Origin of the sequence: Ruegeria sp. HU-ET01832, assembly GCF_040371315.1 — a bacterium.
Taxonomy (GTDB): domain Bacteria; phylum Pseudomonadota; class Alphaproteobacteria; order Rhodobacterales; family Rhodobacteraceae; genus Ruegeria; species Ruegeria lacuscaerulensis_A.
Genome location: NZ_BAABWL010000001.1, coordinates 352,293 through 375,799 on the forward strand (window position 1 = coordinate 352,293; position 23,507 = coordinate 375,799).

At 57.8% G+C, this 23,507-nt stretch carries 22 protein-coding genes; 16 read left to right on the top strand and 6 right to left on the bottom strand.

What is annotated here, in order from left to right:
- The first annotated feature begins 144 nt into the window (after positions 1-144).
- Positions 145-561 (top strand): hypothetical protein, encoded by a 417-nt coding sequence (locus tag ABWV79_RS01750; RefSeq protein WP_234899346.1) that lies wholly within the window; start codon positions 145-147, stop codon positions 559-561.
- 12 nt (positions 562-573) lie between these two features.
- Here ABWV79_RS01750 and ntrX read toward each other — a convergent pair whose 3' ends face one another.
- From ntrX to dusB, 5 genes are all read right to left on the bottom strand, one after another.
- The gene (ntrX, locus tag ABWV79_RS01755) at positions 574-1,983 is read right to left on the bottom strand and encodes a nitrogen assimilation response regulator NtrX (protein WP_170354343.1); all 1,410 of its coding nucleotides are present in this window, start codon (positions 1,981-1,983) and stop codon (positions 574-576) included.
- Positions 1,980-4,268 (bottom strand): sensor histidine kinase NtrY-like, encoded by a 2,289-nt coding sequence (locus ABWV79_RS01760; RefSeq protein ID WP_353390076.1) that lies wholly within the window; start codon positions 4,266-4,268, stop codon positions 1,980-1,982. Before ABWV79_RS01760 ends, ntrX begins: the two co-directional genes overlap by 4 nt.
- Before the next feature lie 99 nt (positions 4,269-4,367).
- Positions 4,368-5,735: a response regulator gene (locus tag ABWV79_RS01765; protein ID WP_353390078.1), complete on the bottom strand. Its 1,368-nt coding sequence runs from the start codon at positions 5,733-5,735 to the stop codon at positions 4,368-4,370.
- Positions 5,736-5,769: 34 nt separating this feature from the next.
- The gene (locus ABWV79_RS01770) at positions 5,770-6,837 is read right to left on the bottom strand and encodes a two-component system sensor histidine kinase NtrB (protein ID WP_170354346.1); all 1,068 of its coding nucleotides are present in this window, start codon (positions 6,835-6,837) and stop codon (positions 5,770-5,772) included.
- Positions 6,834-7,817, bottom strand: coding sequence for a tRNA dihydrouridine synthase DusB (gene dusB / locus ABWV79_RS01775; RefSeq protein ID WP_353390080.1), 984 nt, complete (start codon positions 7,815-7,817; stop codon positions 6,834-6,836). Before dusB ends, ABWV79_RS01770 begins: the two co-directional genes overlap by 4 nt.
- 183 nt (positions 7,818-8,000) lie before the next feature.
- Between dusB and ABWV79_RS01780 the strand changes: the two genes are divergently transcribed.
- The 6 genes from ABWV79_RS01780 (at position 8,001) to ABWV79_RS01805 (ending at position 13,956) form a co-directional block, all read left to right on the top strand.
- On the top strand, positions 8,001-9,131 hold the full coding sequence (locus ABWV79_RS01780; RefSeq protein WP_353390081.1) for a bifunctional 2-C-methyl-D-erythritol 4-phosphate cytidylyltransferase/2-C-methyl-D-erythritol 2,4-cyclodiphosphate synthase: 1,131 nt from the start codon (positions 8,001-8,003) through the stop codon (positions 9,129-9,131).
- Positions 9,128-9,625, top strand: a complete 498-nt coding sequence (locus ABWV79_RS01785) for a phosphatidylglycerophosphatase A family protein (RefSeq protein WP_353390083.1) — start codon at positions 9,128-9,130, stop codon at positions 9,623-9,625. Before ABWV79_RS01780 ends, ABWV79_RS01785 begins: the two co-directional genes overlap by 4 nt.
- Entirely contained in the window at positions 9,622-10,098 is a 477-nt protein-coding gene (locus tag ABWV79_RS01790; protein ID WP_353390084.1) for a CinA family protein, read from the top strand. The genes ABWV79_RS01785 and ABWV79_RS01790 overlap by 4 nt, the downstream gene beginning before the upstream one ends.
- Before the next feature lie 151 nt (positions 10,099-10,249).
- On the top strand, positions 10,250-11,431 hold the full coding sequence (locus tag ABWV79_RS01795) for an ammonium transporter (RefSeq protein WP_353390086.1): 1,182 nt from the start codon (positions 10,250-10,252) through the stop codon (positions 11,429-11,431).
- A gap of 129 nt (positions 11,432-11,560) precedes the next feature.
- The gene (locus ABWV79_RS01800) at positions 11,561-12,241 is read left to right on the top strand and encodes an orotate phosphoribosyltransferase (protein WP_353390088.1); all 681 of its coding nucleotides are present in this window, start codon (positions 11,561-11,563) and stop codon (positions 12,239-12,241) included.
- A 224-nt stretch (positions 12,242-12,465) separates the two neighbouring features.
- Entirely contained in the window at positions 12,466-13,956 is a 1,491-nt protein-coding gene (locus tag ABWV79_RS01805; RefSeq protein WP_353390090.1) for a replicative DNA helicase, read from the top strand.
- Positions 13,957-13,959: 3 nt separating this feature from the next.
- Here the strand turns inward: ABWV79_RS01805 and ABWV79_RS01810 are convergent, their stop codons facing one another.
- Entirely contained in the window at positions 13,960-14,472 is a 513-nt protein-coding gene (locus ABWV79_RS01810; protein ID WP_353390092.1) for a GNAT family N-acetyltransferase, read from the bottom strand.
- A 245-nt stretch (positions 14,473-14,717) separates the two neighbouring features.
- Here ABWV79_RS01810 and alr point away from each other — a divergent pair, with 245 nt between their 5' ends.
- The 9 genes from alr (at position 14,718) to purF (ending at position 23,461) form a co-directional block, all read left to right on the top strand.
- Entirely contained in the window at positions 14,718-15,752 is a 1,035-nt protein-coding gene (gene alr, locus ABWV79_RS01815; protein WP_353390093.1) for an alanine racemase, read from the top strand.
- A complete protein-coding gene (locus ABWV79_RS01820; RefSeq protein WP_170354356.1) occupies positions 15,749-16,531 on the top strand; it encodes an MlaE family ABC transporter permease in 783 nt (260 codons plus the stop codon). Before alr ends, ABWV79_RS01820 begins: the two co-directional genes overlap by 4 nt.
- A complete protein-coding gene (locus tag ABWV79_RS01825) occupies positions 16,528-17,274 on the top strand; it encodes an ABC transporter ATP-binding protein (RefSeq protein WP_353390096.1) in 747 nt (248 codons plus the stop codon). The genes ABWV79_RS01820 and ABWV79_RS01825 overlap by 4 nt, the downstream gene beginning before the upstream one ends.
- Positions 17,275-17,320: 46 nt before the next feature.
- Positions 17,321-17,785, top strand: coding sequence for a hypothetical protein (locus tag ABWV79_RS01830; RefSeq protein WP_353390098.1), 465 nt, complete (start codon positions 17,321-17,323; stop codon positions 17,783-17,785).
- A gap of 22 nt (positions 17,786-17,807) precedes the next feature.
- Positions 17,808-18,251, top strand: a complete 444-nt coding sequence (locus ABWV79_RS01835) for a paraquat-inducible protein A (protein WP_353390100.1) — start codon at positions 17,808-17,810, stop codon at positions 18,249-18,251.
- 156 nt (positions 18,252-18,407) lie between these two features.
- Entirely contained in the window at positions 18,408-19,190 is a 783-nt protein-coding gene (locus ABWV79_RS01840) for a DNA repair protein (RefSeq protein ID WP_353390102.1), read from the top strand.
- Between the two features lie 121 nt (positions 19,191-19,311).
- Positions 19,312-20,673, top strand: a complete 1,362-nt coding sequence (gene radA, locus ABWV79_RS01845) for a DNA repair protein RadA (protein ID WP_353390104.1) — start codon at positions 19,312-19,314, stop codon at positions 20,671-20,673.
- 41 nt (positions 20,674-20,714) lie between these two features.
- A complete protein-coding gene (locus ABWV79_RS01850) occupies positions 20,715-21,311 on the top strand; it encodes a CvpA family protein (RefSeq protein ID WP_170354361.1) in 597 nt (198 codons plus the stop codon).
- 626 nt (positions 21,312-21,937) lie between these two features.
- A complete protein-coding gene (gene purF / locus ABWV79_RS01855) occupies positions 21,938-23,461 on the top strand; it encodes an amidophosphoribosyltransferase (RefSeq protein WP_353390106.1) in 1,524 nt (507 codons plus the stop codon).
- Positions 23,462-23,507 lie beyond the last annotated feature (46 nt).

Below are 23,507 nucleotides of genomic sequence, written 5' to 3' on the forward strand. Positions count from 1 at the left end.
GCCTGAACGTTTTGAATGACAGATGGTCCCGAAGTGGTCAATTGAATTGTAAAATCCCTGAGGTCAGGGCATTCTAAGCCCATGAAAACAGTAACTCGTTTACTCCTTCCTTTCACAGTCCTGACCGCATGCGGACCATTGTCGATGTACTATCGCGAGGGCGAAAGTGTATCGCGCGTGCAGACCGAGACGACGCAATGTCAGGTGCAGGCCCTGAATGATGCGCCAGTCGCCAATCAGGTTCGTCAGGGACCGCCGACTTATTGGCCCGGACGAACATATTGCGACAGCCGTGGTCGATGCCACCGCACAGGCGGCTGGTGGCAACCTGGTCAGATCTACACAGTCGATGTCAACCAAGGCCTGCGCAACACGGTCGAAGCACAGTGCATGGCTGCCAAAGGTTATCGCCCGATCAGCCTGCCGCCTTGTAAGCAAAGCGTTAAAAGCCGCGTGCCCGCCGTTCGTACAATCGAACTACCACCCCTGAGCACCGAGTCCTGTTTCGTCAAATTTGACGATGGCTCTTTCCAGATCATCACACCTGGCCAGACGGGTTAAAGACCCGGCGGATTATTCCGCCGGCTCAGGTTCGTCAATCTGCGCAACCCGCGCACCCGACTTGTTCGATGTCACAACGCCCAACGACTTCAACTTGCGATGCAGCGCGCTGCGTTCCATCCCGACAAAGCTGGCGGTGCGACTAATATTGCCGCCAAACCGGTTGATCTGCGTCAGCAGATATTCACGCTCGAACGCCTCGCGCGCCTCGCGCAGCGGCAGAGTCGCCAGTGCACCCGACAAAACCACACGACCGGAGTCGTCGGATTTTTCATCCTCGGTCGGCAGTTCTCTGGCCTCAATCGGGCCGGTCCCATCCCCAAGGATTAGCACACGTTCGATCAAGTTCTTCAGCTGACGCACGTTGCCCGGCCAGGTCATGGTTTGCAGCAAAGCCACGGCTTCATCCGAAATCTCGCGCACCGGCAGACCCTGAGACTCATTGCACATTTCTATGAAGTGTTGCGCCAGAACCGGAATGTCCTCGCGCCGATCCTCCAACGAGGGCACGTCAATCGGAACAACATTCAGGCGGTGATACAGCTCTTCGCGGAACCGTTCTGCCGCGATTTCTTCGTCGAGGTTCTTGTTGGTCGATGAAATGACACGCAGATCCACGCGCACCTTGTCTGACCCGCCAACACGCTGGAATTGCTGGTCGACCAGCACCCGCAGGATCTTGGACTGAGTCCCCAACGGCATATCGGCAACCTCGTCAAAGTAGACAACACCCCCATGAGCCTCTTCCAGCAATCCGGATTCGACGCCGCGCTCTGATGATTCTCGACCAAACAGAACCTCTTCCACACGCTCTGGTTCGATACCGGCGCAATTGACCGTCACAAATGGTGCGTTTGCCCGGTTCGAATGGGCGTGAATGTACCGCGCTGCGATCTCTTTGCCGGATCCGGCAGGACCGCTGAGCATGACGCGACCGTTCGACTTGGTCACCTTGTCCAACTGTCCCTGCATCGCGCGGAACGAGGCGGACTTGCCGATCATGTCGGAATTCGTGACCTCCTTGCGCTTGAGCGAGGCGTTCTCGCGGCGCAAGCGCGAGGTTTCCATCGCGCGACGGATAACAACCATCAACTGATCAATGTTAAAGGGCTTTTCGATAAAATCATAAGCCCCCTGCTTGATCGCCGCGACGGCGATCTCGATGTTCCCGTGACCCGAAATGATAACCACGGGTACATCCGGATTATCGCGCTTGACCGCCTTAAGAATGTCGATCCCGTCCATACGGCTGTCCTTCAGCCAAATATCCAGAATCAGCAGACCCGGCGGCTCGGAATTGATCGAGGCCATGCACTCGTCCGAGTTGCCAGCCAGCCGGGTTGAATAGCCTTCGTCCTCCAGAATGTCGGACACCAGCTCGCGAATATCGCGTTCGTCATCTACGATTAGAATGTCACTCATCTTTGGCCTGCTTTCAGTTTGTTTGTTTTAATTGCCTGCTTTTGTGGCGCCGAGGATTGGGGGAAATTGCCCCCGGGCAACCGGATCACGGCCATCGCGCCAAAATGGTCCTGTCCGTCAAATACCGGTGCGTCTTCCAAAGTCAGTGCACCGCCATGTTCTTCGATTATTTTCTTAACGATGGGCAGGCCAAGGCCCGTCCCCTCATCTCGTGTGGTCACATAGGGCTCGAACAATCGCGCCCTGTCTTCCGGTAAACCTATTCCGTTATCTGCTATCGTTATCACCGTACCTGCGTCATCGGGCGTCACGTCCACTTTTATCTGTGGCTTCAGATTGTCGGGGGCGCCCTTTCTTTTCAGCGTTTCGATAGCTTCACCCGCGTTTTTGATCAGGTTCGTCAAAGCCTGATTCAACATCGTCGCGTCCACATCCAGTTGGATGGGCTGGTCTGGCAAAGAGGCCAGAATCTCGACATCCGGTTGTCCCGATTGCTGCAACAAGACCGCTTCTTGCACCAGCTCGACAATGTTTTCCTCGCGCCGCTCGGGTTCGGGCATCCGGGCGAATTTTGAGAATTCGTCGACGATCCGGCGCAAATCATTAGTCTGACGCACGATGACATCCGTCATCGAAACCAACTTGTCGCAATCCTCTTCATCCAGCTTGGTCGAGAATTTGCGTTTGATCCGTTCCGCGCTCAGTTGGATCGGGGTCAAAGGGTTCTTGATCTCATGCGCGATGCGGCGCGCCACGTCCCCCCAGGCTGCCAACCTCTGCGCACTGACCAGATCGGTTACGTCGTCAAATGCAACCACGTATCCTTCAAGTCCACCGTCCTCGCCGCGGCGGGTGGCCATACGCACCAACAGGTTTTCCAAGCGCCCTTTACGGGTCACCTTGACCTCACCCTGAACCGCTTCCTGACCGCTGTCCTTCAGCGTTTCGAACAGGGGAAGGAATTCAGGAACGGCAATGCCGATGGCCAAGTGTTCTTCGCCACGCGACCAGTCCAGCAAACGTTCAGCCGAGCGGTTCACGAACGTTACGCAACCGTCCGGATCTACGCCGACAACCCCGGACGTGACCGAGCTGAGAACCGAGTCAAACAATCGCCGGCGGCGTTCGATTTGCCGCGTATTCTCAAGAAGGGTATCGCGCTGGCCTTTCAGCTGCCGTGTCATCTGGTTGAAGTAACGGCCCAGCATTGCGATCTCATCATCGCTGGCCTCTTCAATCACCTGAACGCTCAGATCACCCGCACCAACCCTTTGGGCCGCCGTTGTCAACCGCCCCACCGGGCGCGAGAGGCGCTCGGCAAACCACATTCCCAAAGACATCGCAGCAAGGATCAAAATGACCGCAAAGCCAAGATATAAAAGACCGAACTCGAACAGAACCCGGCCCCGGTCGCTTTCAAGCTGTTGATAGAACTGTGCCGTTTCCTTGGTGTCGTCCAGCAAGGTCAGCAACTGCCCGTCGACTTCGCGACTTACATAAAGGTATCGATCCAGAAAGGCGCGCAGAGGAACCAACGCCCGGAATTCGCTGTTCTGCCAATCTGCAATGATCAAAAGGCCCGTATCAGCGGCTTCGACCAGTTGCTCCGGCGTCGGAGCTTCGTAGTTGAACAGATACGACCTGTCGCCGCGCGATTTGATCTCGCCACTGCCGTCGATGACATAAGCCTCGCGCAGACCACGCTGAATCTGAGATTGTCCCTGTGCCAACACGGACCGCAATTCGGCGTCCGAGATATAGAAATCCACTGCGCGTGAATTGTCCAAGAACCGCGCAAGAACTGTGGCGTCCTGCGTCAAGCCCTCGCGGTGCTCTTGCTCGTAAGCTTCAGCGGCCGTGAGAGATGAGCCCACAACCTGCCGAACACGGTCTGAAAACCAACCCTCAAGCCCGATGTTCACCGTCAATCCGGCGAAGATGGCAACTGTCACGGTTGGAACCAACGCCAAAAGCGTAAATGCGCCGATAAGTCTGAGGTGCAGGCGCGATCCGGCTGATTTCGCACGCCGTGCCGCAATCAACGTACCAACCTGACTGAGCACAAGCGCCGCAACGACCAGTACATAGACCAAGTCCGCAAGCAGGATCAGCCGCAGAGTTGGCGCAGAAGCCCCAAGGTCAAAGGGGCCGATCACAAGATACGTCGCCAACGCCAAAGCAGGGCCCAGCAGAACCAGACCCAAGGTGCTAAAATTGCGCAGCTTTCGGGATTTTCGCCACCGATCAATCGATAGGATCAGCCCGCTCTGTGCTCGGGATGCCACCGTCTGCCCTCATCCTGATGCGCCGCTTTCACGGCCAACCGCCATATTTCGTGGTCCTTGCCGGGTCAGAACCCGGATGCCACGCTTTGTGTGGCCATATTACATCAGTTTGCGCCTGCGTGTCACCTGAATATCGAGGTCTGTAATCTTTTTCCGCAGCGTATTCCGATTAATCCCCAGAAGATCAGCACATTTTGCCTGATTTCCACCAGTTGCATCCAGCGCCAATTCAATCAACGGGGCTTCGACCTCGCGCAGAATGCGTTGGTATAGACCCGGAGGTGGCAGCAAATTACCGTGCAAATCAAAGTACCGCCTTAGATGACGCGCAACCGAAGCCGATAGTTTTTCGCGCTCGCCGTCACCCAGAACAGGTTCAGCTTCGGGCTGACTGCCCAGCACCATCTCAACCTCGGCTTTCGAGATTTCATCGGCGCGGCTGGTCAGGCTCAGGCGGCGGATTGCGTTTTCAAGCTGCCGCACGTTACCCGGCCAGGAATAGCGTCGAACCAGTTCCACCGCGTCAGCGCTAAGCCAGCGCTTGGTGCCGTGTTCACGTTCTTCTCGTGCCAGAAAGTGATCGGCCAGCAAGGTGATGTCATCCACCCGTTCCCGCAATGCCGGCACATGGATCGTCGCACCACACAAACGGTAGTAGAGATCCTGACGCACGCGCCCACTCTCCATCGCCTCGGTCAGGTCGGACTGGCTGGTTGCCATAAAGCGCGGCACGTGATCGCCGGGCGTGTCCATCATGCGCACGATACGAGCCTGCAGTTCATCCTCGATATCGGCAATTTCATCAATCAGCAACGTGCCGCCACGCACACGGGCCATCACCCGCGCGGGGCCTTCCAGATCCCGCAGATCAGCCGCAGTTGCAGTTACAAATGGCAGCGTCCGACGATCCGAGAAGTCATGAATTGCCCTTGCAATCAGCGATTTACCCGTTCCACTTTCACCAGATATCATGACCGAAAGATCGGTGTTCATCACCCGTGCAACCAGCCGATAAAGCGCTTGCATTACCGGTGTCCGTCCGACCAAAGGCAATTCTTCCGGACGCTCGTCGACAGGTTCAACAACCTCGGTCTGAACGCGCTGTTTCTGCTCCAGCGCACGCGCAGTACGCTTCATCAAATCCGGCAGGTCGAAGGGCTTGGGCAGATAATCATAAGCATCAGCCTCGGCCGCCTGAATTGCCGTCATGATCGTGTTTTGGGCCGAAATCACAATGACCGGCAAACCTGGACGGTCCTGAGCGATTTTTGGCAGCATTTCCAGACCGTTGCCGTCCGGCATTACGACATCCGAGATCACCACATCCCCCTTGCCCTCACCAACCCAGCGCATCAGCGTGGTCAGCGAAGAGGTCGCATGCACCTTGCATCCTGCCCGCGTCAGGGCCTGTGTCAAAACGGTGCGGATCGTGCGGTCGTCATCTGCGACCAGAACTGTTCCATCCATTTGGTGCTCTCCTTAAGCTCTTTCCGGCTTTGTCTTACGTTGCATCCTTCGGTGCCCGCCTCAGCGAAATGCGGAACACCGTACGGCCCGGCACCGAGTCGGCGGAAATCCAGCCGTCATGGTCCGAGATGATCTTGCTCACCAGCGCCAGCCCGAGGCCGGTGCCGTTTTCCTTACCCGACACGAACGGGTCGAAGATATCGCTACGGATTTTCTCGGGCAGGCCCGGCCCGTCGTCGATAATCTCGATTTGCAATGGCAGGGAATGGCCCGAGCCATCACTGCGCCGAAGTCGGAAGGAGTGTTCGAAATACGTCCTGATGCGGATTATTCCACCTTTGGGATCAGCAGCTTCAGACGCGTTTTTCAACAAGTTCAGAATAACTTGCAGGAATTGATCCGGGTCTCCATAGGCCAGCGGCAACGAAGGGTCGTATTCCTCGATGATTTTCATATGCGCGCCGAATCCCAGCAAGGCCGACCGGCGTGCGCGGTCCAGGACATCGTGAATATTCACTGGCTTGAAATCAGGCTCCGACAGGTTTCCGAATTGCTCGACCTGTTCCAACAGCTTCACGATACGACGACTCTCAGCGACGATAAGGTCTGTAAGTTCAAGGTCTTGCTGTGAGATATTCATGCTCAGCAGTTGCGCCGCACCAGTGATGCCGGCCAGTGGATTCTTGATCTCATGTGCCAGCATCTCAGCCATGCCGATCGCCGACTGCGCCGCCGATTTAACGGTATTGCCCCGCGTCATCCGCCCTGCCAGTTCTCGCGGCGAGATGATCATGATCATTGAACCCGGATGGCCAACCAAAGGGGCAATCTGCAGCGCGCATTGCAGCGGCGCACGATTGCCCGAGCCCGCATCTACATCATTCACGAACAAGGGTGTTCCCTGCGCCCGCGCGCGCTCGAACGCCTCTTCCAGTGGCGCATCGACCGCAATCTGATCCCAAACCGGGTGCCCGATCACCGATTTACGCGAGGCATTCAGGAATCCTTCGCCGGCTGAATTAACGTCGGATATCCGATCATCGCCATCAATTATGAAGGCCGGCACCGGAAGCGAAGTCCAAATACTCTGGTCTGAATTCATGCGACAGCCTCCGCCTCAGTGCTTAAGGCGTCACCCAGCAGGCGGATCACCTCATCGGTATCGCGAGAGGTAAGAACGGCGCGGCGCAAGGCTGCTGGCGTACCAGCCTGATCCATATACCAACCCAGATGTTTGCGCGCGACGCGCAGACCCAGATCGCTACCGTAAAAGCCAAGCATCGCCTGATAATGCGCGCGGACCATCTCGATCAGGTCCTCGCCCTGTGGCACCACCGGCGCAGGCGCGCCATAAAGATCGTGGCAGACCTGAGCCAGAACCCAAGGCTGACCTTGAGCACCCCGCCCGATCATGACGCCATCCGCGCCCGATTGGTCCAGCGCCGTGCGTGCAGCACCGGTATCCAGGATATCCCCATTTGCGATTACAGGTATATCGACCGCCTCTTTCACCGCGCGGATCGCCTGCCAGTCCGCCTGCCCCTTGTAGAACTGACAGCGCGTGCGCCCGTGGATCGTCACCATCTGCACCCCTGCCTCCTGCGCGCGCCGCGCGACGTCCGGCGCATTCAGTAATTTGTCGTCCCACCCCAACCGCGTTTTCAGCGTGACCGGCACATCAACCGCCGCGACCACCGCCTCGATCAATGTCAGCGCATGATCCGGCGTTTTCAGCAGCGCCGAGCCGGAATAGCCATTCGTGACCTTCTTGGCAGGACACCCCATGTTGATGTCGATCACCCGCGCGCCCCGATCAGCGACCTGCCGGGCGGCCTCGGCCATCCAATGCGCCTCACGCCCGGCTAGTTGAACGGCGGTGTTTTCCACGTCGGCCGACAGCTCGGCCCGTTCGCGCACGCCGGGTTTGGCCTGCACCATTTCCTGGCTTGCAACCATTTCACTGACCACCATACCCGCGCCAAAGCGCATCACCAGATCGCGAAACGGGCGGTCGGTGATTCCGGCCATCGGGGCCAGCAGAACCGGCGGGGTCAGGTCTTTGTCTGCGAGTTGAAGAGTCAACGTGCTTAATCCTTGGGCAGTTGCGACTTAGATATCGAATTGAGCGTATATGAACAACAAAACGGCAGCTAAAAAGCCCGCAAAATCATCACTTGCTTAATTTTTAGGCGGGATAACGCGGGTGATTGCCTCTGCATTCACCGCACCCTAAACATTGCCCCGAATTTACCGGAGACACCGCCCATGATCACCGCAGCCATAATCGTTGCCGCAGGACGTGGCCTGCGCGCCGGAGGGGGTATCCCGAAACAATGGCGACCGCTAGGCGGACGCCGCGTCGCGGACTGGACGATTGAGCAGTTTCACGGGCAAGTCGATCACATCGTGCTGGTCCTGTCCCCCGAGGACAGCACCGCTTGGGAAGAATTTGCCGCTTCAGATCTGATCCTGACCGCAGGTGGCGCAGATCGTCCGGGTTCGGTGCGCAATGGGCTGGCCGCCCTGAGCGATCTGGATGTGACCCGCGTTCTGATCCATGATGTCGCCCGTCCCTGTGTCAGTGCTCAGACTATTCACAACGTGTTGCAGGCGCTCGAAGCCAGCCCCGCTGCCGCCCCCGGCTTGGCAGTCACGGATGCGCTTTGGACCGGAGACGGACAAGCGGTGACTGGCACGCAGAATCGCACCGGCCTTTTCGCCGCACAGACACCACAGGGCTTTCACTATAACACCATCGTCGCGGCCCATGCCGCTCATGCGGGCGGCGCGGCGGACGATGTCGAGGTTGCCCGCGCCGCAGGACTGGACGTGGCCATCGTGCCGGGCGATGCGGATAACATCAAAATCACAAGGCCCGAGGATTTTGCCCGGGCGGAACGCATATTGGGAACGAATATGGATGTAAGGCTGGGCAACGGGTATGACGTGCATCGGTTTGGCGACGGGGATCATGTAATCCTGTGCGGCGTGCAGGTGTCGCATGATCGCGGCCTTCAGGGGCATTCGGACGCTGACGTGGGAATGCATGCCGTGACCGATGCGATCTATGGCGCTCTGGCGCAGGGAGATATCGGCCAACACTTCCCTCCCTCGGACCCGCAATGGAAAGGGGCCGCCAGCGAGATTTTCCTGCGCCACGCGGTCGAGCTGGCAGCGACGATGGGATACGCGATCTCGAATATCGATTGCACGCTGGTCTGCGAATACCCCAAGATCGGCCCGCATGCCGAGGCGATGCGGATCGAGATGGCCCGGATTATGGGGCTGCGGACCGATCAGGTCTCGGTCAAGGCGACAACGTCCGAACGGCTGGGCTTCACGGGCCGCAGCGAAGGCATTGCCTCGCTTGCCACAGCCTGTCTGGTGAAATCATGACCGCCGCGCGGCTGATCGGCACCGTCTGCGGTGTGGGCTATCTGCGCCCTGCGCCCGGCACATGGGGATCGCTCGCCGCCCTGCCCTTGGCGTGGGTCTTGCATACACTGGGTGGTTTTCCCCTGCTGGTGATCGCCACGTTCGCGGTGTTCTTCGGCGGGCTCTGGGCCACCCGCGTGATCACCGCAGGGCAAGAGGATCACGACCCGTCCGAGATCGTCGTAGATGAGGTCGCAGGCCAGTTCATCGCGCTGTGGGCGATCTCATACCCTTCATGGGCGTATGGGATCGAGATCACGGCGCTGTGGCCCGGTTGGGTTGCTGGGTTCCTGTTGTTCCGTCTGTTCGACATCACCAAACCCGGCCCGGTGGGTTGGGCCGACCGCAAGGGGCATGCGATGGGCGTGATGCTGGATGATGTGATCGCCGGAGTCTTTGCCGCCATCGGCGTGTTGATCCTGGCCGGGATCGCGCATGGGGTTCTCGGGCTATGACCGTCGCCGCGCTACTGGACCGCGCCAAGGCGCAAGGAGTGATGATCGCCACCGCCGAAAGTTGCACCGGGGGTATGGTCGCTGCGGCACTGACCGACATCCCCGGCAGTTCGGCCGTGGTGGACCGAGGTTTCGTGACCTACACCAACGCCGCAAAACAGCAGATGTTGGGCGTACAGGCGGCGACCCTGGACGCGCACGGCGCGGTCTCGGAGCAGGTTGCCCGCGAGATGGCCGAGGGCGCCCTGCACCATTCCAACGCGCAACTGGCCGTATCGGTCACCGGCATCGCGGGCCCCGGTGGGTCCGAGTTCAAACCCGAGGGGCGCGTCTGCTTCGGAATAGCCGCTACAGGCCAGTTGACCCAAACGCAAACCATCGAATTTGGTGCACTTGGCCGTGACGCCGTCCGGCTGGCCGCGCGCGATCACGCGCTAAATCTGTTGTCAGATGCGCTTTCTAATATCGCCTAATTTTTTCGCAACTCCGCAAAAATGACGCACATTTAATCATCACTTAAACAAAAGCCCCTTAAATAGGCGTCTTTTTTAACGATTGCCTCTTTTTTCCCCACCCGTGCTCCGCTTCAAGCCCCGCCACGCAAGCTGAAGAGGAGAGCGGCTGATGAATGGAGCCGATACCGCCTGGATCATAGTGGCAACCGCCCTGGTCCTGTTTATGACACTTCCGGGCCTGGCCCTGTTCTATGGTGGCCTCGTTCGCGCCCGCAACGTGCTGAGCGTTTTCATGCACTGTTTCAGCATCGCCTGCCTGATGAGCATCCTGTGGCTGGTCGCAGGCTATTCCATCGCGTTCGGCGACGGTGGATCTGGGCTGTGGGGCGGTCTGGGCAAGGCGTTTCTGAATGGGGTCGATGCAGACAGCCTGTCAGGCAACCTGCCTGAGGTTCTCTTCTTCGCGTTTCAGATGACCTTTGCCATCATCACGCCCGCGCTGATCGTAGGCGCATATGTGGAACGCGTGGGCTTTGGCTTTGTGCTGACCTTCTCGGGCCTGTGGATGTTGCTGTGCTATGCACCGGTGGTGCATTGGATCTGGGGTGGAGGTATCCTGACCGACGGTGGCATTTTGGGCGAAGTCGGCGTCCGCGACTTTGCAGGCGGCATCGTTGTGCATGAAACCGCCGGTCTGGCCGCGCTGATCATCGCCGTGGTGCTGGGCCCGCGCCGCAACCGCACGACGCCCCCACACAATCCGGGTTTTGTCATGATCGGTGCCGCGATGCTGTGGGTTGGCTGGTTCGGCTTTAACGGCGGGTCGCAACTGGCCGCTGACGGAGGAGCTGCGATGGCGATGACCGTGACGCATATCTCGGCCGCGACCGCCTCTCTGACTTGGGCACTGTACGAGCGGATCAAATATGGCAAGGCGTCGATGGTCGGTCTGGTGACCGGTACGATCGCTGGCTTGGCCTCCATCACACCTGCCTCGGGCTATGTGGATCCGGTTCAGGCGCTGATCATCGGTGCCGTCGCTGGTGTGCTGTGCCAAGAAGCGGTCAATGTCATCCGCAACGTTCTGAAAATCGACGATACGCTGGATGTGTTCGCCGTGCATGGCGTTGGGGGCATCTTTGGCACCATCATGATCGCCGTTTTTGGCCTAGGGGCCTGGACTGCACAGTTGGGTGGCCTTGTCATCGTTGGTGTCTTCACCGCCGTCGTGACCTTTGTGCTGATCAAACTGGTCGCGCTGATCACGCCACTGCGTGTGGATGCCGAGACAGAAACCAATGGCCTCGACCTGTCGGTGCATGGTGAACGCGCCTATGACATGACAAGCTGATCGCGCGCCATACTGAACGTGCTAAGCGGGCCCCTTGCGGGTCCGCTTTTCTTTTGCCCGCCCCCTCGACTCTGGGGGGTGCCGCGCGTTATCAGCCCGCAACCTGTTTTCAGCCCAGAGGTTTGCACCATGATCCCCAGCTCGTACCCCGACAGCACCGAAATCGCCCGCCTGACCGCGCGGATGCTGCTGGAGATCAAGGCCGTCCACTTCAATTCGCGCGAGCCGTTCACGCTGGCCTCGGGCCTGCCCAGCCCGACCTATATCGACTGCCGCAAGCTGATCTCATATCCGCGTATCCGCTCGACTCTGATGGATTTCCTGACCGTCACCGTGATGCGCGATGCCGGGTTCGAGGCGTTCGACAACATCGCCGGTGGCGAAACCGCAGGCATCCCCTTTGCCGCCATGGTCGCCGAGCGTATGGCCCTGCCGATGACCTATGTGCGCAAAAAGCCCAAAGGGTACGGCCGCAACGCCCGTATAGAGGGCGCAATGTCCGAGGGTGAGCGCGTGCTGCTTGTCGAGGACCTGACCACCGATGGCGGGTCCAAGCTGTCTTTTGTGGATGCGATCCGTGAAACGGGCGCGACCTGCGGCCATACGGCGGTGATCTTCTACTATGGGATCTTCCCCGAGACCGAAAAGACGCTGGGCGACCACGGCGTGAAGCTGCATTCGCTGTGTACGTGGTGGGACGTTCTGGCTGAGGCCAAGGCGCAGAAAGCCTTTGACACTGAAACACTTGACGGGGTCGAGGCCTTCCTGAACGACCCGCGTGGATGGCAGGAAGCCAATAAATCCACATAAACCTCTTGTGGGCAATTTGGGGATAAGCCCGGAAGAATCGGTGCACCAAGCACGATATCTGGTGACTTTCCCCGCCTTTCCTACATAATAAGCGATACACATTCAGATATCCTATCTGTCTGGAAACTTATCCCTAGGTCTTACCCTAAGTTAACCACAGGGATTTCCAGATGGATTGGGACAGCCATTCGCGTGTAGAACCTCATCAGGGCAGTGGGGACAAAATGAACGAGATAAGCAGTATCGAGCAGGCAGCGGCGCAGATTCAGAACGCCGAAACCATGCCGCATTCCATTGAGGCTGAACAACAGCTTCTGGGTGCCATCCTGACGAACAACGATCTGTATGACCGGGTGGCCTCGATCATTGGGGCCGAGCATTTCTATGATCCGGTCCATGCTCGCATCTATGAGGTCGCGGCCAATCGCATCGCCAAGAATGCGCTGGCCTCGCCCGTGACACTGAAATCCTTCATGGCCGAGGATGAGGGCCTGAAGGAGCTGGGCGGCCCCGCTTATCTGGTCAAACTGGCCGGGGCCTCGATCAGTGCGTTTGCGGTGCATGACTATGCCCAAATGATCTATGACCTCGCCATCCGGCGCGAGTTGATCCGGTTGGGCCGCGACATCTCGGACAAAGCGGCGCGGGTCGAAATCAGCAGCGAGCCCAAGGAACAGATCGTCGAGGCCGAGCAACAGCTTTACCAGTTATCCGAGCAGGGCCAGACCGAACAAGGATTTCAATCCTTCCTCAAGGCGGTCACAGAAGCCGTCAACGTCACCAACGAAGCGTATCAGCGCGGTGGCGGCATGGCGGGGATTTCCACCGGTCTGGCCGATTTGGACAAACAGCTTGGGGGCCTGCACCCGTCGGACCTGATCATTCTGGCCGGGCGTCCGTCGATGGGGAAAACCTCATTGGCGACCAACGTGGCGTTCAACGTGGCCAAGGCCTATAAGCGCGGCACCAAATCGGACGGGTCCGAAGGGGCTGTGGATGGCGGCGTGGTCGGGTTCTTTTCTCTGGAAATGAGCGCGGAACAACTGGCCGGCCGGGTTCTGGCCGAAGCCTCTGAAATCTCAAGCCACAAGATCCGCCAAGGCGATATGACCGAGGCCGAGTTCCGCCGGTTCGTGGACGCCGCCAAGGAGTTGGAAGCCTGCCCGCTGTTCATCGACGACACCCCTGCCCTGCCGATCTCGCAGCTTGCCGCCCGCGCGCGGCGGCTCAAACGAACGCATGGGCTGGATCTGTTGGTGATCGACTATCTGCAGCTGTGCCGGGGCATGTCCGACAACCGCGTCAACGAAATTGCCGAGATTTCGATGGGCATGAAGGCCATCGCCAAGGAGTTGAACATCCCGGTGATCGCCCTGTCTCAGCTCTCGCGTCAGGTGGAAAGCCGCGACGACAAGCGCCCGCAACTGTCTGACCTGCGGGAATCGGGCTCGATCGAACAGGACGCCGACGTTGTGATGTTCGTGTTCCGCGAGGAATACTACAAAGAGCGTGAAAAGCCCGGCGATCATGAGCTGGAAAAGATGGAAGAGTGGAAGCAGGCCATGGACCGCCTGCATGGCAAGGCCGAAGTCATTGTCGGCAAGCAGCGTCACGGCCCCATCGGCACGGTTGAACTGTCGTTTGAGGCCCAGTTCACCCGCTTTGGCAACCTGGTCAAACCCTGGCAGCAGGACGGCCAGATCGAAGGCTACTGACAGTCACCACAACCCGGGCTGATCGAAGGCTGACACACAGCGCGATGGCCCGGCTATTGGCCTAAATTCCTTGGTGTTCAGCGATTGGCCAAGCCACCCATACGGCTGGCTCAGATCGTGGGGCGGTCGCGCGAACTCTGGTGTCATCGACTGAAACCCCGACTTACCGTAATAGGCCGGGTCACCATAAGTCACCGCGACCTCGGCCCCTGCTTGGCGAACCTGTTCCAACCCGTACGCGATCAACTTCTGCCCGATCCCTTGCTTCTGACGATCTGTAGCAACCGCAACCGGGGACATCAGCACCACCTTGCGCGGGTCTTCGTCATAAGTCAGGCGAGAAAAGAAAATGCACCCGCACAGGCGCTCGGATGTATGCACTGTCACGCACAGCAAATCATCGGCCTCAGTGGTCTTGATCAGTGCAACAGTCAGCGCCTTCAACTCTTCGCCTTCGTCCGAGCCTTCGGATGCGCTGAAAACGGCCCGGAAGAACTCGGGGATTTCGGCTTCCATGCCAGTAACACCTGATGAAAACTGCACAAATTCTACTCCTGCCGACGCTCAGGATGAGCGTAAATGATTCTCGCACCAATCTTGTGTTGATGACGCAGTGAAAACAATAAGCCCTGATCTTTTCGGCGCATAGGTTCCTTGTTTGCCATACTGACAAGCCATTCCTCGCCCACGTTCCCGTCAAACCGGCAATAAACGGTGCGTACCCCCTTGACCTGCAGCGATCCAATGTCATGAACAGTTCCATGAGTACCGCACGTCTGACGATCAACCTGCATGCGCTCGCCAGCAACTGGCGCGCACTAGATACGAAAACGAATGTCGAGACCGGCGCCGTGGTCAAGGCAGACGCCTATGGTTTGGGTGCGGCTCCTGTCTCGGACACCCTCGCCGAAGAAGGTGTTCGCAAGTTCTTTGTTGCCGTCGCCGAAGAAGGCGCAGCCGTCCGCGAAGCTGTTGGCCCAGGTCCGATGATCGGCGTCTTCTCAGGGCATATGGAAGGCGATACCGAACTGCTGCGCGGCAACGACCTGACGCCTTTGCTGAACTCGCCCGAGCAGTTTCTGCGCCACGAACAAAGCCTGCCCTCGCATTCATTTGGCATCCAGCTCGACAGCGGCATGAACCGACTTGGCTTTGAACCATCCGATTGGGCCGAGCTGCGCACGCGGGTTGAGGATCTGAACCCGGTGGTTGTTATGTCGCATCTAGCTTGCTCGGACGAGCCGGATCACCCGATGAACCGGCAACAACTAAAGACTTTCCGTGATATGACTGATGGAGTCTCGGCCCAACGGTCCTTGGCTGCGACCGGAGGGTTACTTTTGGGGCCGGAATTCCATTTCGACTTCTGCCGACCCGGTGTCGGTCTGTACGGCGGTCTGCCTTTTGCCGACGCGAAACCTGTGGTGACTGTGGACCTGCCCGTCATTCAGGTCCGCGAGTTGGCCGAGGGCGAGACTGTTGGCTACGGCAACAGTTGGACCGCGCGCCGTCCGTCACGTATCGCGACCGTTGCAGCGGGCTATGCTGACGGTCTGCACCGCGCGATCGGAGGCGGCATTGATGCGTTCGCAGGTGGTCAACCCTGCCCCGTCGTCGGGCGTATCTCCATGGACCTCATCACCGTGGATGTCACTGATTTGCCTGAGGACCCAGAACGAATGCGCATTCTCAACGGCCACCAGACCGTAGACGACCTCGCCGAGGCCGCAGGCACTATCGGCTACGAGATTCTCACGTCGCTCGGTGCGCGTTATTCCCGAGGTTACGTGGAATGAACCCTTTGAGACTGCTGGGCGGTATAGGCCGTGCCGTCCTGACTGTGTTTGCAACCTTTGGAAAGGTGGCACTGTTTACAGTGGATGCGATATCGCACGTCTTCCGCCCTCCGTTTTATCCACGCGAATTTGTCGTTGCGCTGATGAATATCGGTTGGCTTTCTCTGCCCGTGGTCGGCCTGACCGCCATTTTTACCGGCGGCGCGTTGGCGCTGCAAATCTATGCTGGCGGCGCCCGTTTCAACGCCGAGGCCGTGGTGCCTCAGATCGTGGCCATCGGCATGGTACGCGAGCTGGGACCAGTTCTTGGTGGTCTGATGATCGCGGCACGCGTGACCTCTTCTATCGCGGCCGAGATCGCAACGATGAAAGTGACCGAACAAATCGACGCGCTAGTCACCCTGTCCACGCACCCGATGAAATACTTAACCGCACCGCGTGTTCTGGCAGCCATATTGACCGTGCCAGTGCTTGTTGCCGTGGGCGACGTGATCGGCATCGCAGGCGGCTATGTGGTTGCCACTCAGAACCTAGGTTTCAACTCTGCCGCTTACCTTCAGAACACGGTCAATTTTCTGGAATTGCACGACGTGATTTCATCGCTGGTCAAGGGTGCTACGTTTGGCCTCATCACGGCCGTGATGGGCTGCTATTACGGCATGAACTCGGGCCGGGGCGCGCAGGGCGTGGGCCGTGCGACCAAATCCTCGGTCGAAGCGGCGGCGATCATGATCCTGGCCGCCAACTTCATTCTCACAGGGGTGTTCTTTTCGGTATGATACGGCTGGAGAATGTACACAAAGCCTTCGGTGATAACCGAGTCCTGCAAGGCATGAACCTCGATATCCCCAAGGGCACTTCGATGGTGATCATAGGCGGTTCGGGAACCGGAAAGTCTGTGGCGCTGAAATGCGTTCTCGGGTTGATCAAACCCGACAGCGGCATGATCTATGTGGATGGCAAGAACGCGGCAACAGGCGACCGCGATGCGTTTCTGGCCCGGTTCGGGATGCTTTTTCAGGGCGCGGCTTTGTTTGACTCTCTGCCCGTCTGGCAGAACGTCTCGTTCCGTCTGCTGCGCGGCCCGCTCAAGCGCCCCGCAGAATATGCCCGCGAGATCGCGATTGATAAACTGAGGCGTGTGGGCCTGAAATCGGACGTTGCCGACCGGTTCCCTTCGGAACTGTCGGGCGGGATGCAAAAACGCGTGGGCCTCGCCCGTGCCATCGCTGCCGAGCCCGAGATCATTTTCTTTGACGAGCCCACCACCGGGCTGGACCCGATCATGTCCGGCGTCATCAACGACCTGATCCGCGAGATCGTGACCGAGATGGGCGCAACGGCCATGACCATCACCCACGATATGAGTTCCGTCCGCGCCATTGCCGATAATGTGGCGATGCTGCACGGAGGCGTCATACAGTGGACCGGCCCTGTTGAGCAGATGGATGCGTCGGGTGATCCCTATGTCGAGCAGTTCATCAGCGGCAGTGCTGAAGGGCCGATTGAAGCGGTGCGGTGAAAACTTCACTACAAAGGGCATTGTAACGTCTAGGTAAGTTTCAAAGATGCTTTTCTTAGTTACTGTAGTGTTACCTTTACCAATTACTGCCGCCTGTATCTCTATCTCGCTTGGTCAGAAAATCAAAGCGACCACCGACTACAAGAAAGTCGGTCTAGTCTTGATTTGGACCCCCATGCTTTGCTGCGCTTGGATAACACTTTCAATAATTGCTCTCTTTAACATTTCTAGCTTCCCTGAAAGCGTTCAGAGGGCGATGTTAAAAGGGGAATGGCTGGAAACCTTGGTGGTTGCGCCGATCATTCTTTGCGCCGTTGCAACAATTGGTGCCGCGATATTCGCAATCACTAAACGTCTCTTCTCGGTTCATGCCGCTGTGACCGTTATTTTTTGTATTCCGATTATGCGGATGTTTTTTAGGTATTCTTCAGAGATATTTGGACAATTCATAGCTCATCCATCTTGTTTGCGTTTGTCGAACACTAAGTCGAAATTCCGCTTGGAATTCTGACATCTTTGACCAATCTAAACATATGCTCCGCCTCGCCACCCTTTCGCTCCTAATCCTCTACCCAATCGCGTGGTTCGCCCCGTTGATGCGCGCCGGTCTCCTACCCATTTTCGGCCTGTCGGAAATCAGCGTCATCACCGGCCTGCAATCGCTTTGGAAATCCGATATCTTCCTCGCACTGGTCGTCACAGTCTTCGCGCTCTTCGCGCCTTACGTCAAAACCATCGGCACCGCACTGATCCAATGGAACCTGCTGGACCCGCGCGTCCAGCCCGCGCTCAACATCCTCGGCAAGCTGGCCATGGCCGATATTTTCCTGATCGCCCTCTACATCACGCTGGCCAAGGGCATCTCTTACGCGACCATCGAAACCGCATGGGGTCTTTACCTGTTTACAGGCTGCATTCTGGCCTCGCTGGCATTGGGACATATTACAGAGATGACATCCGCCTCACGAAAAGCTTAAAGCTAATTGATTGAAAACATTTACCCAAGTATCATCTTAATATTTCGAGCAGCAACAAATAGTAGTTTTCGGGTCCGTGGCGGATCTCTGTCTGTACGTTAAGTCTACTCCGCTTCGGCTCCGGTGTGTTCCGGTTCTAGAAGGAGATCGACAACCATGGCCGCCCTCCAAAACATAACATTGCAATTTCAGAATGCCTTTTTAAGACTGACCTTTATCGTAATCTGCGCGGCTGCGCTTGCGGCCGTGACGACCACCGCCTTATCGGCATTTGGGGTCCTACCCTGGCTGTCCATGCAAGCCGGATTCGGCACCGCACCGGCTATAGATGCGGGCATGTTTATCCAGATCGGATTGACCGCACTGATTCTCATGCTGGCCTTCTATCTGCCCGCAAACGGTCGAATGATGGCGCTTGAGAATGCGCATCGCAAGTTCGCGATGAACATGCATGACATCACCTACGCCTACCAAATGGCCCATGCTGCGGACCGAGGTGACACATTCATGATGTCGTCTGAATTCGACGCGGTCAAAGAGCGTATTGCCTTTCTGCGCCAACATCCCGACCTCCAATCGCTGGAACCGGAAATCCTCGAACTGGCCGCGCAGATGAGCCAGATCAGCCACGAACTCGCCGTCACCTACAGCGACGAACGCGTGGCGCGGGCACGTACGTTCCTCCAGCAGCGTCAAGAAGAGATCGAGCAATTCCAACAGCGCATCGGTGACGCGCAAACCATCCAGCAAGAATTGCGGCAATGGACCCGCGATGTCGAGATCGAGGAATCCATCGCCAAATCGCAACTCGCCCGCCTGCGTGACGAATTGTTCGACCTGTTGCCCGAGTTGTCCACGCAACTCCAATCGCAGTCGGACGAGCACAAGTCCACCGAATCCAGTGTCATCGCGATGTCGCCCCCTCGCGCCGCTGAATAGGCGCCACAGGCGCCCGCCGCGGACGATGGCCCGCAGGGCTTGAGGACGTGGTGCGCCACCGGCGGCGATGAAAGCCCGCAAGGGCTTGAAGAACCGCCCTACCTAAGGCACCAAGGGCCGCATGGCAAAGACGACTTTTTCATGCTCGGCCTGTGGCGCCACGCATTCCCGCTGGTCTGGCCGCTGTGACGGCTGCGGCGAGTGGAACACGATCATACAAGAAGCCCCCCTTTCGGCTGGCCCGGCCAAGAAATCCCTCGGAGGCAAGCGAGGCCAGACCATCGCACTCACGGACCTGTCGACCGAGGAAACCCCTCCGCCTCGCACATTGTGTGGGGTCGAGGAACTGGATCGCGTGCTGGGCGGTGGCCTTGTCCCCGCCTCGGCCCTGCTGGTGGGCGGAGATCCAGGCATCGGCAAATCCACCCTTCTGTTGCAAGCCGCCGCACGGTTTGCTCGTGCTGGCGTTAAGACCATCTATGTCTCGGGCGAGGAAGCCAGCGCCCAGGTGCGGATGCGCGCCCGCCGTCTGGGACTGGAGGACGCGCCGGTGCAACTCGCGGCAGAAACAAACCTGCGCAACATCCTTACCACGCTTGAAGCGGAAAAACCCGGCCTTGCCATTATCGACTCGATTCAGACCATGTGGGCCGACAATGTCGACAGCGCCCCCGGATCGGTGTCACAAGTAAGGGCAGCAGCGCATGAATTGACCACGTTTGCGAAACGACATGGCATTTCGATCATCATGGTCGGCCATGTAACCAAAGAGGGTCAGATCGCAGGCCCCCGTGTCGTCGAACACATGGTTGACACTGTGCTCTATTTTGAAGGGGAACGTGGCCATCAGTTCCGTATCCTGCGTGCGGTGAAGAACCGTTTTGGTCCTGCGGACGAGATCGGCGTTTTCGAAATGACGGGTAAAGGACTGGCCCAGGTCACGAACCCCTCTGCCTTGTTTTTGTCCGAGCGCGGAACACCCAGCCCTGGCTCGGCGGTATTTGCCGGAATCGAAGGAACGCGCCCGGTTTTGGTTGAATTACAAGCACTTGTCGCGCCATCACCACATTCGCAACCGCGTCGCACGGTCGTCGGGTGGGACAGCGGTAGACTTGCTATGATACTGGCGGTGCTAGAAGCCCGCTGTGGCGTCCCCTTCACTGGGTTGGACGTATATCTAAACGTTGCAGGCGGACTAAAAATCAGCGAGCCGGCGGCCGACCTTGCCGTTGCCGCAGCTTTGCTGAGCGCGCGCGAAGATGCAGCTCTGCCTTCAGACACCGTTGTATTCGGGGAAATCTCTCTGTCAGGTGCCCTAAGACCAGCTGCACAAACCGAAAATAGGTTGAAAGAAGCCCAGAAACTTGGTTTCACATCAGCCATAGCTCCGGCAGGTGGCAAAACTGGCACTGTGGCAGGTCTGACACTCACCCGCCCCTCTGATTTGGTAGGGTTTGTTGGCGAAACCTTCGGAGCAGGTTAAGGTAACGCCTTAAGAGGCTGAAAAAATTACAGGCGAGGGCCATGGAAGGTTTTACAATTATTGACGGGGTGGTTGCCCTGATCATCGTGGTGTCGGGCCTTCTGGCCTATTCCCGCGGTTTGTTGCGTGAGATTCTGGCAATTGCGGGATGGGTCGCGGCCGCGGTACTGGCCTTTATTTTTGCACCTCAAGCGGTGCCATTGGTCAAAGAGATTCCGGTCGTCGGAGATTTCCTGCAAGACAGTTGTGAATTGTCTGTTATCACCGGTTTTGCGGCGGTCTTTGCGGTGGCGCTGATCGTGGTCAGCATCTTCACCCCTCTATTTTCGTCGCTTGTGCAACGCTCAGCCTTGGGTGGTTTGGACCAAGCACTTGGCTTCTTCTTCGGGATCGCACGCGGCATCCTGCTGGTCGCAATCGCATTCTTTGTCTACGATACCGTTATGACAGGTCAGTCATATACGATCGTCGATGAAAGCCGCTCGGCTAAGGTGTTTGAACAGTTCAGCGGTCAGATCGAAGAACAGAACCCCGAAGAAGCGCTCGGTTGGGTGACACGCCAATACGAGGAGCTGGTGGCAAGCTGCACAGAAGGCGGCGAGGTCACACCCGAAGCCGCCCCGGCAACCACAGAATAAGCGAAAAGCCCGGCTTGGACCGGGCTTTTTTTTCGGCAAGACTGTATTGCTCAGGTGAACCCTTCACCCGCACAGACCGTGCATTTGATGTTTTTGAGCCCAAAACACCCGGTACACCGTGTAAAGATTGGTTTTCCGTGAATGTCTCGGCTTTTGACAACTTCGCCCGCGCCGTTGCAAATCGGACAGGGAGACCGACCCATGCCACGGCATCGGTGACATCTGCGTTTTGGCTGTGTTTCTTTTTTTTGTCCTTGTTTGTGTTGCCACATGGGTAGGTCCGTCCGAATGGTATCAAAACAGAAAATTGGTAATCACAGAAATGACAGCACATGCGGCCTGACCTGTCACTGTTTGAAGCGCAATTCCCGCAAAAACCACCTGCGTCAAATCGCAATTGTGATCCTTTGATGACACAGGCACCGTAAGGCATTATGTGAGAGCCGAACTGACATGGAATCGGAGCTGCCGATCTTGCTGTATCTGTTTTCTCACGTGCCCGCCCCTGCAAAGGACAAAGCGCGCGCATTCAACGCCTGTCAGGCGATCGAGTCCTCAGATACTGCCATCCAGCACCACCAGTCACCGAAACCTCTCAAATCGTCATAGAAAATTGGAGCCCGTACATGTGTGGGATTTTGGGGATCGCAAGCAGGACACATGATGTCTTTGCGGAAATCTATGACGGGCTGCTGATGCTGCAGCACCGGGGGCAAGACGCCTCGGGGATCGTCACATATACCGGAGAGTTCTTCCGAGAGAAAAAGGCCAACGGTCTGGTCAAAGACGTGTTCAACGCCAAGGACGCAGAAACCTTGCTGGGCAAGGTTGGCATGGGCCATGTACGCTATCCGACCGCAGGCTCGCTCAGCGCGGCCGAGGCACAGCCTTTTTTCGTCAATGCGCCTTACGGCATCTATCTGGTCCATAACGGCAACATCACCAACACCGCCGAACAGCGGGAAAAGGTGACCGCTAAATACAGCCGCCACCTGCGCACCACTTCGGATTCCGAGATCCTTCTGAACGTGCTGGCCGACAAGGTCGCCGATGCGATCAAGGTCAACGGCAATGCAGAACCGATCCGCAACCTGTTTGCCGGCGTCAAGATGACGATGGAGCGGGTACAGGGCGCCTATTCGGTGATCTGTCTTGTCGCAGGCGTCGGAATGCTGGCCTTCCGTGATCCCTATGGCATCCGCCCGCTTTCGGTCGCCAAGCGTGATGTGGATGGAAAGGGTGACGACTATGCCTTTGCCTCTGAGGATGTGGCCTTTGGCATCAACGGCTTTGACAAACTACGCGATGTGAAACCCGGCGAGGCCATCTTGATCGATCTGGACGGCAACATGCACACATTCCAGGCGGTTGAGGGGCAACTGACGCCCTGCATTTTCGAGTATGTTTATCTGGCGCGGCCGGATTCGCTGCTGGATGGGGTTTCGGTTTACAAAACCCAGATGCGCATGGGTCAAACGCTGGCCCGGCAGATCGAGGCAGCCGGTCTGGATATCGACCGCATTATTCCTGTGCCCGACAGCGCCCGTCCCGTCGCGCTGGAGGTCGCCAAGGCAACTGGCATCCCATACCGCGAGGGTTTGGTTAAGAACCGCTATGTGGGCCGGACTTTCATTATGCCCGGTCAGGAAGAGCGTCAGAAATCTGTGCGCCGCAAGCTGAACGCGGTTCCGTTGGAGTTCAAAGGTCACAACGTGCTGCTGATCGACGATTCCATTGTGCGCGGCAACACGATCAAGAAAATCGTGCAGATGTGCCGCGAGGCCGGAGCGAAGAAAGTCTATATCGCCAGCGCCTCGCCGCCTGTGAAATATCCCAATGTCTATGGCATCGACATGCCCACCAAGCATGAGCTGGTCGCTAACGGCAAGGATATTGAAGAAATCCGGCAGGAACTGGGAGCGGATGCACTGTTTTATCAAAACCTCGACGATCTGATCTGGTCGGCCAAGGAAGGAAACCCCGAGATCGAGGCTTTTGACTGTTCGTGTTTCGACGGCAATTACATCACTGGCAGCGTCAGTGGGGATTACCTGGACACGCTGGAAAACAGCAGCCGCGTCAGCAAAAAACGCGAAGATATGCAGGTACCCGGCGGATCGTGGAACGCCGCAAAACTGGCCTCGGGTTAGTTTATCTGCCGAATCGGTAATGACGAAAGCCCGCGTCACTGAAGTG

Excerpts from the sequence above, each read along its gene's own strand:
- ABWV79_RS01825 (WP_353390096.1), top strand. The coding sequence starts at position 16,528 with ATGATACGGCTGGAGAATGTACACAAAGCCTTCGGTGATAACCGAGTC.
- ABWV79_RS01830 (WP_353390098.1), top strand. The coding sequence starts at position 17,321 with ATGCTTTTCTTAGTTACTGTAGTGTTACCTTTACCAATTACTGCCGCC.
- ABWV79_RS01795 (WP_353390086.1), top strand. The coding sequence starts at position 10,250 with ATGAATGGAGCCGATACCGCCTGGATCATAGTGGCAACCGCCCTGGTC.
- ABWV79_RS01750 (WP_234899346.1), top strand. The coding sequence starts at position 145 with ATGTACTATCGCGAGGGCGAAAGTGTATCGCGCGTGCAGACCGAGACG.
- ABWV79_RS01820 (WP_170354356.1), top strand. The coding sequence starts at position 15,749 with ATGAACCCTTTGAGACTGCTGGGCGGTATAGGCCGTGCCGTCCTGACT.
- ABWV79_RS01800 (WP_353390088.1), top strand. The coding sequence starts at position 11,561 with ATGATCCCCAGCTCGTACCCCGACAGCACCGAAATCGCCCGCCTGACC.
- ABWV79_RS01810 (WP_353390092.1), bottom strand. The coding sequence starts at position 14,472 with ATGGAAGCCGAAATCCCCGAGTTCTTCCGGGCCGTTTTCAGCGCATCC.
- ABWV79_RS01850 (WP_170354361.1), top strand. The coding sequence starts at position 20,715 with ATGGAAGGTTTTACAATTATTGACGGGGTGGTTGCCCTGATCATCGTG.
- ABWV79_RS01765 (WP_353390078.1), bottom strand. The coding sequence starts at position 5,735 with ATGGATGGAACAGTTCTGGTCGCAGATGACGACCGCACGATCCGCACC.
- ntrX (WP_170354343.1), bottom strand. The coding sequence starts at position 1,983 with ATGAGTGACATTCTAATCGTAGATGACGAACGCGATATTCGCGAGCTG.
- radA (WP_353390104.1), top strand. The coding sequence starts at position 19,312 with ATGGCAAAGACGACTTTTTCATGCTCGGCCTGTGGCGCCACGCATTCC.
- ABWV79_RS01780 (WP_353390081.1), top strand. The coding sequence starts at position 8,001 with ATGATCACCGCAGCCATAATCGTTGCCGCAGGACGTGGCCTGCGCGCC.
- ABWV79_RS01805 (WP_353390090.1), top strand. The coding sequence starts at position 12,466 with ATGAACGAGATAAGCAGTATCGAGCAGGCAGCGGCGCAGATTCAGAAC.
- purF (WP_353390106.1), top strand. The coding sequence starts at position 21,938 with ATGTGTGGGATTTTGGGGATCGCAAGCAGGACACATGATGTCTTTGCG.
- ABWV79_RS01770 (WP_170354346.1), bottom strand. The coding sequence starts at position 6,837 with ATGAATTCAGACCAGAGTATTTGGACTTCGCTTCCGGTGCCGGCCTTC.
- ABWV79_RS01790 (WP_353390084.1), top strand. The coding sequence starts at position 9,622 with ATGACCGTCGCCGCGCTACTGGACCGCGCCAAGGCGCAAGGAGTGATG.
- alr (WP_353390093.1), top strand. The coding sequence starts at position 14,718 with ATGAGTACCGCACGTCTGACGATCAACCTGCATGCGCTCGCCAGCAAC.
- ABWV79_RS01835 (WP_353390100.1), top strand. The coding sequence starts at position 17,808 with ATGCTCCGCCTCGCCACCCTTTCGCTCCTAATCCTCTACCCAATCGCG.
- ABWV79_RS01840 (WP_353390102.1), top strand. The coding sequence starts at position 18,408 with ATGGCCGCCCTCCAAAACATAACATTGCAATTTCAGAATGCCTTTTTA.
- ABWV79_RS01785 (WP_353390083.1), top strand. The coding sequence starts at position 9,128 with ATGACCGCCGCGCGGCTGATCGGCACCGTCTGCGGTGTGGGCTATCTG.